We start from the raw sequence: 12357 nt of genomic DNA, 5'->3' as shown, positions 1-12357 counted from the left end.
TTCCGGTCAGAACCCGCCAAGGATGGCGTTCAGCGTCGCCAGGCATGCCAGCCCGGCGGTTTCTGTTCTCAGAATACGCGGTCCGAGTGACACGGCCGTAAAACCAGCGCGCATAGCGAGATCTTCCTCGTCCGGCGCCAGTCCGCCCTCGGGGCCGATCAGCAAGGTCACGCCATCGGCCATCCAGTGGTCGTGCCGGGCTGCCGCCAACTCAGGCAACGATGCCGTGGCGCGCGGAGAGAGCAGTAGACGCGCACCCGTCGCCGGCGCGCTGGCCAGCCACCCTTCCAAGGTAGCCACCGGTGCCACGGCCGGCAAGCGGTTCCGGCCACATTGCTCGCACGCGGCTTCCACCAGCGCCTGCCAGTGCGCGTGGCGCTTGGCGGCGCGTTCACCGGACAGGCGTACCACCGAGCGCGCCGCCTGCAATGGCTGGATTGCCGTGACGCCGAGTTCGACGGCTTTTTCGATCAGCCAGTCCATCTTGTCGCCACCGGCCAGGCCTTGCGCCAGGGTGACGGAGAAGGGCAACTCGGCCTCGCTGGTGTCACGGGCGCCAACCTGCGCCACGGCGTGGCGCTTGCCGATCTCCATCAACGTGGCGGCATGGCTGCCGCCGCGGCCGTCGAACAATGTGATGGCATCGCCGGGAGACAGGCGCAGCACCTGAACGTGGCGCACGACCGCATCGGGCAAATCAAGTACCGCATCGGCGGTCAGCGCCGATTCAATAAAGAAACGAGGAGGCATCAGGGAGTCTGAATCTTGTCCGGGTCAACGGGCTTGCCGAAGCCCCAGCGATAACCATCCGGGTCCTGGACCATGCAGTATCGGTCGCCCCAGAACTGGTCCGCCGGCGGCATCAGGCTGATGGCACCGGCGGCAATGGCCTGCACATACATGGCGTCGACGTCGCCGCAATAGACGTAGAACGTCTGTGAGGCCTCCACGCCGAGCGAGCGCGGCGTGCGGGCCGTGCTGCCCCATGCGCCCTCGGGCGCGAACATGATGACGAGTTCGCCTTGGTAATGCATCTCGGCGTGCGTCGGGACGCCGTTCTCATCGAGGACATGCCCGGGCGTGAAGCCAAATGCGCGATGATAGAAATCCAATGCGGCGCGACCGCTGGCGACCGTCAGGTAAGGGGTGAGCCATGGCGTCTTGGGCGGTCTGGACATGATGATCTCCGGATGGCACGAAATCCCGTGGGCCTGAGGATAGTCAGGCTGCCACGGGGCGCGGGACGCATGTGCATGTTACGCGGGACGGTCGGTGCTGTCGAAGATCGTCTGCAGATGGCGGGGATGCGTGAACAGCGCCGCGTGGAGGTCAGCGTGGTAGCAACGCAGGGCGTCGTCCAGCTTCCATTGGCGCAGCCGCGTCGCGATCTGGCTGGCGGGGTGACCGGCGATATCGAGCGTGTCGCTGGCCAGCGCGATGCCCCACAGCGCGCCGTACGCTGGTATGAACGCCGTCAGCGGCGCCACGCGCGCGAAGACCTGGCGGAGCCGTGCCAACAGCAATCGGGTGGTATCGGGCCGGTGCAGCGGCGGACCCAGGTGAACCGACATCGCTCCGCCTGGTGCCAGGCATCGGCGCGCCGTTTGCAGGCCGTGCAGGGAGAAGAGGGCGGCGGCTGGACTGCCGTCGTCGGCTTCGGTCAGGTCGAAGACAATCAGGTCGAAGTGCCGTCCGGTGCGGGCGAACGCTTCCATCAGCCCGAGCCCGTCGCCAATGACCACGTGCAGGCGTGGATCGCCGGGTTTGTCGAAGACGCCCTGGTGGATGCCGGGCAGCCATTTGCGCGCCAGCCCGACCACTTCGCCGTCAAGTTCGGCGATCACGACCTCGCGAATGGTCGGCAGCCGCAGCAGTTCGAAGGCAGATCCACCGTCGCCACCTCCTACCACCAGCGCGGTCCGTGGCGCTCCGTGTACGGCCGCCATCGGATGAACCATCAGCTCGTGCTGGATCCAGGCGTCGCCTTCCGTGCTCATCACGCGCCCATCGAGCCGGAAGATGCGTCCAAAATGTGGATTTTCGCCGATTTCGACTTGCTGGTAAGGCGTACGGGCGGCCGCCAGCACGGAAATTTCCCCCAAAGTGGTGCCGACGCCGGGCGCCAGCCACTCGGTCCAGGTTTGATGACCCCTTCGGACCGTGTCCGAGCGCCCGGATTTGCCGGCTGCTTCTGCTAAAATTGCGGTTTTCCCGCCGTCAGGTTCTCGCCGCATGTCTGCCCTCGCCCATCCCGCCACAAGCCCTTACGCTTCCCAACCCGCCAAGCTGATGGCCGATGCCATTCGCGTGCTTGCCATGGACGCCGTCCAGCAAGCCAATTCCGGTCACCCCGGCGCGCCGATGGGTATGGCGGATATCGCCGTGGCGCTGTGGGGCCGGCATCTGAAGCATAACCCGACCAATCCGCACTGGGCGGACCGCGACCGCTTCGTGCTGTCCAACGGCCACGGCTCGATGCTGATCTATTCGTTGCTGCATCTGAGCGGCTACGACCTGCCGATCGGCGAACTCAAGAACTTCCGGCAGCTCCACAGCAAGACCGCTGGCCATCCCGAATATGGCATCACGCCGGGCGTGGAAACCACCACCGGCCCGCTGGGCCAGGGCATCACCAACGCCGTCGGCATGGCGCTGGCCGAACGTCTTCTGGGCGAGGAATTCAACCGCCCGGGTTTCGATATCGTCAACCACCATACCTATGTTTTCCTGGGCGATGGCTGCCTGATGGAAGGCATCAGCCACGAAGCCTGCTCGCTGGCCGGCACGCTCAAGCTGAACAAGCTGATCGCGCTGTGGGATGACAACGGCATCTCCATCGATGGCGACGTGGTGCACTGGTTTGCCGACGACACGCCGAAGCGCTTCGAGGCCTATGGCTGGAACGTGATCCGTGGCGTGGATGGCCACGACGTGGTAGCCGTCGACAACGCCATCGCACAGGCCAAGGCCAGCGACAAGCCGACGCTGATCTGCTGCCGCACGATCATCGGCAAGGGCGCACCGAACAAGGAGGGCGGCCACGATGTGCACGGCGCCCCGCTGGGCGGTGCCGAAGTACTGGCCACGCGCGAGGCACTGGGCTGGGCCCACGCCCCGTTCGAACTGCCGCAAGACGCCTACGCGGCCTGGGACGCCAAGGCGACCGGCCACGCCCTGGAAAAGGCCTGGAACGCACTGTTCGACGCCTATGCCGAAGTCCACCCGTATGAAGCGGGCGAGTTCACGCGCCGCATGCGCGGCGAGCTGCCCGGCGCGTTCGACGCCGCCGTGGATGCCTTCATCGCCAAGTGCGAGGAAAAGGCCGAAACCATCGCCACCCGCAAGGCTAGCCAGAACACGATCGAAGCCTTCGGCCCGGTCCTGCCGGAGTTCCTGGGCGGCTCGGCCGACCTGACCGGCTCGAACCTGACCAACTGGTCCGGCAGCAAGGCCGTGCGCGCGGACGCCTGGGGCAACCACATCAACTACGGTGTGCGCGAGTTCGGCATGAGCGCCATCATGAACGGCATCACGCTGCACGGCGGGTTCATCCCCTACGGCGGCACGTTCCTGACGTTCTCGGACTACAGCCGCAACGCGCTGCGCATGGCCGCGCTGATGAAGATCCGTACGCTGTTCGTGTTCACGCACGACTCCATCGGTCTGGGCGAAGACGGCCCGACCCACCAGTCGATCGAACACGTGGCCAGCCTGCGCCTGATCCCGAACATGGATGTCTGGCGCACCGCCGACACCACCGAGACCGCCGTGGCCTGGGCCGAGGCGATCCGCCGCGAGAACGGTCCGAGCTGCCTGATCTTCAGCCGCCAGAACCTGCCGTTCCAGCGCCGTGACGACGTGACGCGCGCCAATATCGCGCGTGGCGGCTACGTGCTGCGCGCAGGCAACAACCCGCGCACCAAGCGTCCGGACGCCGTGATCATCGCCACCGGCTCGGAAGTCGGCCTGGCCGTGGGTGCCGCCGACGCACTGGCCGTCGACGGCGTGCACGTGCGCGTGGTATCCGTTCCGGCCACCACTGTGTTCGACAAGCAGGACGCCGCATACAAGGCCAGCGTACTGCCGGCCGGCGTGCCGCGTATCGCGGTGGAAGCGGGCATCACCGATTTCTGGTGGAAGTACCAGGTCCAGGCAGTTGTCGGCATCGACACCTTCGGCGAATCGGCGCCAGCCGGCGTGCTGTTCAAGCACTTCGGCTTCACCGTGGAAAACGTTGCAGATACGGTGCGCGCCACGCTCGCCCAGTAATTCCCGCCCGCGCGGCAGCCGGTGCGACGCGCCGGCTGCCGGCGCCGGCCATCGGCTTCATCGATCGCACTCTAGGAGATAAACATGACCATCAAGATCGGCATCAACGGCTTCGGCCGCATCGGGCGCATGGTGTTCCGCGCCGCCGTCGCGAACTTCAAGGACGTTGAAGTCGTCGCCATCAACGACCTGCTGGAGCCGGACTACCTGGCCTACATGCTGAAGTACGACTCGGTCCATGGCCGCTTTGACGGCGAAGTGGCGGTCGACGGCAACACGCTGGTCGTGAATGGCAAGAAGATCCGCCTGACCGCCGTGAAGGACCCGGCCGAACTGAAGTGGGGCGAAGTCGGCGCCGATGTGGTCATCGAATCGACCGGCATCTTCCTGACCAAGGAAGGCGCGCAGAAGCACATCGACGCGGGCGCCAAGAAGGTGATCATGTCGGCCCCGTCGAAGGACGACACCCCGATGTTCGTGTATGGCGTGAACCACGACTCGTACAAGGGCGAGGCGATCATCTCGAACGCCAGCTGCACGACGAACTGCCTGGCCCCGGTGGCCAAGGTGCTGAACGACAAGTGGGGCATCAAGCGCGGCCTGATGACGACCGTGCACGCTGCCACCGCTACGCAGAAGACCGTTGACGGCCCGTCGAACAAGGACTGGCGCGGCGGCCGCGGCATCCTGGAAAACATCATCCCGTCGTCGACTGGTGCCGCCAAGGCTGTTGGCGTGGTGATTCCCCAGCTGAACAAGAAGCTGACCGGCATGTCGTTCCGCGTGCCGACCTCGGACGTGTCCGTGGTCGACCTGACCGTCGAGCTGGAAAATCCGGCCAAGTACGAGGAAATCTGCGCCGAAATGAAGGCCCAGAGCCAGGGTGCGCTGAAGGGCGTGCTGGGCTACACCGAAGACAAGGTTGTGGCGACGGACTTCCGTGGCGACGCTCGCACCTCGATCTTCGACGCCGAAGCCGGCATCGCGCTGGACGGTACCTTCATCAAGGTCGTGAGCTGGTACGACAACGAGTGGGGCTACTCGAACAAGTGCCTGGAAATGGCACGCGTGGTGGCCAAGTAAGCCTTCGCTGGCTGACGAAAAACGCGCCCTCGGGCGCGTTTTTTATTGGCGAATTCGATTTACGTTCCGTCGGGTCATGGGGTGGCCGGCTTCAGCGGCCGCGCATCGACGGCGTCGCCATCGGCCAGGAAATGGCCGCCGGCGACATGATGGATGGTCCGCAGCGCATCGTGGCCGGCAAAGTGCCAACGCCCATCGCTGAAGACGCGGCTGTCGGCCTGGGCGGCCACCACCTCGCCCAGAAAGAGGTCGTAGCTGTTCTGGATGTTCGGCTCCGGCAACAGGCGACATTCGAGCCACGCAGCGCAGCCGTCCAGCAGCGGGGCGCTCACGACGCTGCCGGCAAATGTTGTCAGGCCATAGGCTGCAAACTTGTCGATGCCCTGTTGTTCGCTCAGCGTGAGCCCGGAGCTGGAACCCAACGCCTGGGTCACGTCGACCTGGCTGACTGTGGGCACCTGCAGCGCGAATTCGCCACTGGCTTCCAGCAACTGGCGGGTCCAGGTGGCCTTGTCCAGCACCACGGCCACCTTGGGCGGGGAGAAGTCCAGGGGCATGGCCCACGCCGCAGCCATGATATTGCGTTGGCCGCCGTGCGCGGCACTGACCAGTACGGTGGGTCCGTGGTTGAGCAGGCGGTAGGCTTTGGCGAGATCGACGGGAAGACGGTAGGAAGACATGGGGTGTCCGGCAACGGGAGTTTGAAGCGCTCGGCGGTCGGCGAATCCGCTCATCCAATTCACTATACGCCGCGCGTCAATCCTCCAAGCGCCCGATTTTTGACATTATCTGGCGCCATATTGCCAAAATGACGCACTTCCCATGATTTCATAGTGCGAGAAATGATGAATTTGCTTTTCGAGGTAGTTTTTTTCTCTTACACTCGGAAGAATCTGTTGATATCTGATGTGCAGCCAGTGAAAGTGGTGGGGCCATCGAAGCGCAGGAAATAACAAACCGGGCCTGATCATGGTGAACGTGGATACCAAGCTGCTGGTGATTTTCACCGAGCTGCTGAGCAAGCGAAACGCCACATATGTGGCAGAGAAGATGCACATGACGGCGCCCGCCGTCTCCCATTCGCTCGGTCGCCTGCGTGAAATCTTTGACGATCCCCTTTTCATCCGCGTGCCCCATGGGCTGACGCCTACGCCCCGGGCACTCGAGCTGGGCCCCAAGATCCGGGACATGCTTGACCTTTGGTCGTCCATCAATGAAGGCGATGCGGACAATTTCGATCCCGCCGTCGCCACCGGTACGCTGAACATCGGCTTTGCCGCCGAACTGGGCGATACGGTCTTCAACCGCTATATTCTCCGCATCAAGCAACTGGCACCGGATCTTCATATCCGGCTGGTCGAATCGCATTCGTGGGAGTCCGATGTGGCTTCGATGCGTGCGAACGAGCTTGACGTGGCGTTCTCGCCGTTCCCGACCCGACATCCGGAAATCGTCGAGGAGATGGTGACGTCGCTGAGCCTGTGGGTATGCGCGCGTAAGAATCATCCGGTATTGAAGGGCGATTGCACGCTCGAACAATACCTCGACTGCAGCCACATCTTCATGGCCCATTCGGGCGGCTCGGGCCGTCCGGCGCCGTCGCTGATTCCGCTGGACTACGCACTGCAGCAGCGCGGCCTCAAGCGCAATGCCACCCTGACGGTGCACTCGTGGCGGGCTCAGGCAGAGCTGGCAGCGCAGACCGACATGATTTTCACGGTCAATGCGCTGACCAAGGACATGGCCTGCGAAACCTACGGGCTGAAGGCATATCCGCTGCCGGCTGAACTGAACACGATGCTGGGCCTGAATATGTTCTGGCACCGCAGCCGCAACACGCATCCGATGCTGGTCTGGGCGCGTGGCCTGTTCCGTCAGGTGGTGGGCGAATTCGTTGGCCTGCCACGGCGCCGCGCAATCTGCGCGTGGTGGCCGAACAGGATCTGCAGCAGGATTAACGGCATCACCCGGCAATAAAAAACCGGCGCACCAGGCGCCGGTTTTTTATTGCGCGCTCGCCGGGCCAAAGGCCCGCTCGCGGCTTATCGTTTGGGTTTGTGGGGACACTCGTTCTTGGTGCAGTTGCCATATAGCGACAACGCATGTTCCTGCAGCGCAAAACCACGCTCGCGCGCAATGCTCTGCTGGCGGTGCTCGATTTCGGAATCGAAGAATTCCTCAACGCGACCGCAATCGAGGCACACCAAGTGGTCGTGGTGCTTGCCTTCGTTCAACTCGAAAATCGCCTTGCCCGATTCGAAGTTGTTGCGCGACAGTAGTCCCGCTTGTTCGAATTGGGTCAAAACGCGATAGACCGTGGCGAGACCGATATCCATATGCTCGTTGAGCAGGATGCGGTACACGTCTTCGGCGCTCAAGTGGCGCTGTTCACTGGTCTGGAAGATCTCGAGGATCTTCAGGCGGGGGACAGTCGCCTTGAGGCCGATATTTTTGAGGTCCGCCGGACTCGGCATGGGCGTGACTCCCTAGAGTACAATGTCTGGATAGTTGAATCATAAGGGTTTTGGCGACAAAAGTCGCCCCGGTGCCATGGCGCCCCGGCGCTGCTTGCGTGGCGTTGCCCGTGATGCGCCTGGCCGTGCCGGCCCCAGCCGCCCGCGGGCGCGCGCCGGATCCGGCACTCATCCATTCCCGTCTGGAAGCGAGATACATGCGTTCATTCCGTTCGTCCGCCATGCGCCCGTCGCTGGTGTTTTCCCTGTTGGCGGCCTCCCTGTTGGCGGGTGCCTGCTCGACCTACGACAACACCTCGCGCAAGCTGGCCGATGCCATCACGCCGTACCGGATCAACATCGTACAGGGCAATTTTGTGTCGCGTGAAGCCGTGTCGCAGCTGCGTGAAGGCATGACGCGCGATCAGGTCCGATTCCTGCTCGGCACGCCGCTGCTGACCGATGTTTTCCACGCCAACCGCTGGGACTACGTGTTTTCCTTCCGCCGGGGCAGCAAGCCAGTAGTGCAGCAGCGCCGCTACACCGTATTTTTCGAGGATGACAAGCTGGTCAAGTTTGGCGGCGATGAGCTGCCGTCCGAGTACGAGCTGATCGCCGAAATCGATGGCTTCAAGGCTGCCCAGCGCAATCAGACGTCTGGCAAGCCCGTGACGAATTCAAGCACCGCCGCCACGACGCCGCCGGCTACGACCGAGGCTGCCGCGACGGCAGCGCCGAACGAGGCCACGACCACGCCGCCGGCCGCGGAATCGGCCGCGCCGGCGACCACCGCGCCGCAACCCGCCGCGAGCCCCGCGCCGGACGCGTCCGGCAAGCCTGCCAGCTGACATCCTGCGACCCCGCACCGGGGTCGCGCCAAGACGCCCAGCGCCGCCCACGCCGGCGGCGGCCAAACACCCGATACCGCACATACCATCATGAATATCGCCATCGCAGGCGCATCCGGCCGCATGGGCCGCATGCTGATCGAATACGTTCTCGACACCGACGGCGTCTCGCTGTCCGGGGCGCTGGACGTGCCGGGCGCGGCGGCGCTGGGCCAGGACGCCGGCCTCTTCCTGGGGCGCACCACCGGCGTGAAGATCACGTCGGACGTGGAAGCCGCCCTGGCCGGTGCCGATTGCCTGATCGACTTCACCCGCCCCGAGGGCACGCTGGCCCACCTGGCCGTGGCCAGGCGGCTGGGCGTGAAGATGGTGGTCGGCACGACGGGCTTCGATGCCGCAGGCAAGCAGGCGCTGGCCGACGCCGCCAAGTCGATCGGCGTGGTCTTTGCCGCCAACATGAGCGTTGGCGTGAACGCCACGTTCAAGTTGCTGGAAGTGGCGGCAAAGCTGCTTTCCACCGGCTACGACATCGAGATCATCGAGGCCCACCACCGCCACAAGGTCGATGCGCCGTCCGGCACCGCCCTGAAAATGGGCGAGGTTATCGCCGACGCGATTGGCCGCAACCTGGACGAGTGCGCCGTCTATGCGCGGGAAGGCCACACGGGCCCGCGCGATCCCAGCTCCATCGGCTTTGCCACGGTCCGTGGCGGCGACATCGTCGGTGACCACACCGTGATGTTTGCCGGCGTGGGCGAGCGCATCGAGATCAGCCACAAATCGTCGAGCCGCCAGTCCTACGCCGAAGGCGCGTTGCGCGCCGCACGCTACCTGGCCGACAAGCCGAGCGGCCTGTTCGACATGCAGGACGTGTTGGGTCTGAAGTAAGCCTGATTCACACGATGAAACAGCCCGGCACGCGGGCTGTTTTCAGACTTTTCGCCGCCCGTGGCGGGTGTCCGCCACGGTTATAATCGGGTCTTTCGCAAATCCGATCCCCCGGCCACGCGGCGCGCCAGTACCGCGCGGACCGTTGTCCAGACCGTCGTCCCGACCATGCAAGACAAATATCTTCCTTCCGCAGTTGAACAAGCCGCCCAGCAGCACTGGCAGGCCACCGATGCCTACAAGGTGGCCGAGCACGCTGCCGGGCCCGACGGCAAGGAAAAGTCCAAGTTCTACGCCTGCTCGATGCTGCCGTATCCGTCGGGCAAGCTCCACATGGGGCACGTGCGCAACTACACGATCAACGACGTGATGGCGCGCTACCTGCGCATGAACGGGCACAACGTGCTGATGCCGATGGGCTGGGACGCCTTCGGCATGCCGGCGGAAAACGCCGCGCTCAACAACGGCGTGGCCCCGGCCGCCTGGACCTACGACAACATCGCTTACATGAAGAAGCAGATGCAGTCGATGGGCCTGGCGATCGACTGGTCGCGTGAAGTCGCTACCTGCAGCCCGGACTACTATCGCTGGAACCAGTGGTTGTTCCTGAAGATGCTGGAAAAGGGTATCGCCTACCGCAAGACCGGCACCGTGAACTGGGACCCGGTGGACCAGACGGTGCTTGCCAACGAGCAGGTGATCGACGGCCGCGGCTGGCGTTCGGGCGCCATCGTGGAAAAGCGCGAAATCCCGATGTACTACCTGCGCATCACCGAGTACGCAGAGGAACTGCTGGGCGACCTGGACGGCCTGGGCTGGCCGGAGCGCGTCAAGGTGATGCAACAGAACTGGATCGGCAAGAGCGTGGGCGTGCGCTTCGCCTTCCCGCACCAGATCCAGGATGCCGAAGGCAAGCTGATCAACGACGGCAAGCTCTACGTGTTCACGACGCGTGCCGACACCATCATGGGTGTGACGTTCTGCGCCGTGGCCGCCGAGCACCCGCTGGCCACGCATGCGGCGGCCGGCAACCCGGCGCTGGCTGCGTTCATCGACGAATGCAAGCACGGTTCGGTCATGGAAGCCGACATGGCGACCATGGAGAAGAAGGGCATGCCGACCGGCCTCAAGGTCACGCATCCGCTGACCGGCGAGGAAGTGGAAGTGTGGGTCGGCAACTACGTGCTGATGACCTACGGCGACGGCGCGGTAATGGGCGTACCGGCACATGACGAACGCGACTTCGCGTTCGCGCGCAAATACGATCTGCCGATCCGGCAGGTCATCGACGTCAAGGGCCAGGCCTTTTCGACCGACGCCTGGCAAGAGTGGTACGGCGACAAGGAAGCCGGCAAATGCACCCACAGTGGCAAGTATGACGGCCTGGGCTATCAGGCGGCCGTGGATGCCATCGCCGCCGACCTCGCCGCCAAGGGCCTGGGCGAGAAGAAGGTGACCTGGCGCCTGCGCGACTGGGGTATCTCGCGCCAGCGCTACTGGGGCACGCCAATCCCGCTGATCCACTGCGACGCCTGCGGCGTGGTGCCGGTCCCGGAAAAGGACCTGCCCGTGGTGCTGCCCGAGGACCTGGTGCCGGATGGCACCGGCAACCCGCTGGCCAAGGACCCGCGCTTCCTGGAGTGCACTTGCCCCTCGTGCGGCAAGCCGGCGCGCCGCGAGACGGACACGATGGACACGTTCATCGACTCGTGCTGGTACTACATGCGCTACACGTGCCCGGACGCGACCACGATGGTGGATGCCCGCAACGACTACTGGATGCCGATGGACCAGTACATCGGCGGCATCGAGCACGCGATCCTGCACCTCTTGTATGCGCGCTTCTGGACCAAGGTCATGCGTGATCTGGGTCTGGTGAAATTCGACGAGCCATTCACCAACCTGCTGACGCAGGGCATGGTGCTCAATGAGACGTTTTATCGCGAAGACGGTGCCGGCAAGAAGACGTGGTACAACCCGGCCGACGTCGACGTGCGGACCGACGACCGCGGTCGTCCGCTGGGCGCCACGCTCAAGACCGATGGCCAGCCCGTGGTGATCGGCGGCGTGGAAAAGATGTCGAAGTCCAAGAACAACGGCATCGACCCGCAAGCGCTGATCGACCAGTACGGTGCGGATACCGCGCGCCTGTTCGTGATGTTCGCCGCCCCGCCGGAGCAGCAGCTCGAGTGGAGCGGTTCGGGCGTGGAGGGCGCTTCGCGCTTTCTGCGTCGCGTGTGGAACTATGCTTTCGCCAATGCACAGGCAGTCCGTGACGGTGCTGGCACGTCGACGACGGCTGACGATGCTGCGCTGCGTCGCGAGCTTTACGGCGTGCTGAAGCAGGCCAACTACGACTACCAGCGGATCCAGTACAACACCGTGGTGTCCGCCACGATGAAGATGCTGAATGCGCTGGAAGATGCCAAGGGTGCATCGCCGGCCGCCCGCCGCGAAGGTTTGGGTGTCCTGCTGCGCGTGCTGTACCCGGTGGTGCCGCATATCGCTCACGCCCTGTGGCAGGAACTCGGCTATGCCGCCGAGGCAGGTGACATCCTGGACGCGGCCTGGCCGCAGGTCGACGAGTCCGCATTGGTACGCAGCGAGATCGATCTGGTGCTGCAGGTCAACGGCAAGGTCCGCGGCAGCCTGACGGTGCCGGCCGACGCCGACCGCGCCGCCATCGAGGCGATGGCGGCTGCCAGTGAGACCGTGGCGAAGTATGCCGCGGGCGCCGCGCCGAAGAAGATCGTGGTCGTCCCCGGCCGCCTGGTCAACGTGGTGCTTTGACGCCGCAGACCCCACCAAGGGAAACA

The 12357-nt window shown here is 64.5% G+C and carries 11 protein-coding genes; 6 read left to right on the top strand and 5 right to left on the bottom strand.

Annotation, left to right across the window (positions count from 1 at the left end; genetic code table 11):
- Positions 1-6: 6 nt before the first annotated feature.
- From AC1DOX_RS25140 to AC1DOX_RS25130, 3 genes are all read right to left on the bottom strand, one after another.
- Positions 7-750 carry a 16S rRNA (uracil(1498)-N(3))-methyltransferase gene (locus AC1DOX_RS25140; RefSeq protein ID WP_441623270.1) on the bottom strand — a complete coding sequence of 248 codons (744 nt, stop codon included), beginning with the start codon at positions 748-750 and terminating at the stop codon, positions 7-9.
- Positions 750-1178 carry a VOC family protein gene (locus AC1DOX_RS25135; RefSeq protein ID WP_441623268.1) on the bottom strand — a complete coding sequence of 143 codons (429 nt, stop codon included), beginning with the start codon at positions 1176-1178 and terminating at the stop codon, positions 750-752. The genes AC1DOX_RS25140 and AC1DOX_RS25135 overlap by 1 nt, the downstream gene beginning before the upstream one ends.
- Positions 1179-1256: 78 nt before the next feature.
- Complete coding sequence (locus AC1DOX_RS25130; RefSeq protein WP_441623326.1) at positions 1257-2234, bottom strand: spermine/spermidine synthase domain-containing protein; 978 nt, start codon at positions 2232-2234, stop codon at positions 1257-1259.
- Here AC1DOX_RS25130 and tkt point away from each other — a divergent pair.
- On the top strand, positions 2233-4269 hold the full coding sequence (gene tkt / locus AC1DOX_RS25125; RefSeq protein WP_441623266.1) for a transketolase: 2037 nt from the start codon (positions 2233-2235) through the stop codon (positions 4267-4269). The genes AC1DOX_RS25130 and tkt overlap by 2 nt on opposite strands.
- Before the next feature lie 84 nt (positions 4270-4353).
- Positions 4354-5352 (top strand): type I glyceraldehyde-3-phosphate dehydrogenase, encoded by a 999-nt coding sequence (gene gap, locus AC1DOX_RS25120; RefSeq protein WP_092135322.1) that lies wholly within the window; start codon positions 4354-4356, stop codon positions 5350-5352.
- 74 nt (positions 5353-5426) lie between these two features.
- Here the strand turns inward: gap and AC1DOX_RS25115 are convergent, their stop codons facing one another.
- The gene (locus tag AC1DOX_RS25115; protein ID WP_441623263.1) at positions 5427-6032 is read right to left on the bottom strand and encodes a flavin reductase family protein; all 606 of its coding nucleotides are present in this window, start codon (positions 6030-6032) and stop codon (positions 5427-5429) included.
- A gap of 289 nt (positions 6033-6321) precedes the next feature.
- Between AC1DOX_RS25115 and AC1DOX_RS25110 the strand changes: the two genes are divergently transcribed.
- Complete coding sequence (locus tag AC1DOX_RS25110; protein WP_477114071.1) at positions 6322-7329, top strand: LysR family transcriptional regulator; 1008 nt, start codon at positions 6322-6324, stop codon at positions 7327-7329.
- Between the two features lie 65 nt (positions 7330-7394).
- Here the strand turns inward: AC1DOX_RS25110 and fur are convergent, their stop codons facing one another.
- The gene (fur, locus tag AC1DOX_RS25105; RefSeq protein ID WP_092135317.1) at positions 7395-7826 is read right to left on the bottom strand and encodes a ferric iron uptake transcriptional regulator; all 432 of its coding nucleotides are present in this window, start codon (positions 7824-7826) and stop codon (positions 7395-7397) included.
- Between the two features lie 197 nt (positions 7827-8023).
- On the opposite strand from fur, the gene AC1DOX_RS25100 reads away from it, so the two are divergent.
- From AC1DOX_RS25100 to leuS, 3 genes are all read left to right on the top strand, one after another.
- Positions 8024-8653 (top strand): outer membrane protein assembly factor BamE, encoded by a 630-nt coding sequence (locus AC1DOX_RS25100; protein WP_477101558.1) that lies wholly within the window; start codon positions 8024-8026, stop codon positions 8651-8653.
- Between the two features lie 90 nt (positions 8654-8743).
- Positions 8744-9541 (top strand): 4-hydroxy-tetrahydrodipicolinate reductase, encoded by a 798-nt coding sequence (dapB, locus tag AC1DOX_RS25095; RefSeq protein ID WP_441624267.1) that lies wholly within the window; start codon positions 8744-8746, stop codon positions 9539-9541.
- A gap of 168 nt (positions 9542-9709) precedes the next feature.
- Positions 9710-12331: a leucine--tRNA ligase gene (gene leuS, locus AC1DOX_RS25090; protein WP_441624265.1), complete on the top strand. Its 2622-nt coding sequence runs from the start codon at positions 9710-9712 to the stop codon at positions 12329-12331.
- The last annotated feature ends 26 nt before the right edge of the window (positions 12332-12357 follow it).

The sequence above is a fragment of the Cupriavidus sp. 01L415 genome, assembly GCF_056400065.1.
The sequence above is the reverse complement of the archived record's forward strand: the minus strand, read 5'-3'. Positions and strand labels throughout refer to the sequence as shown.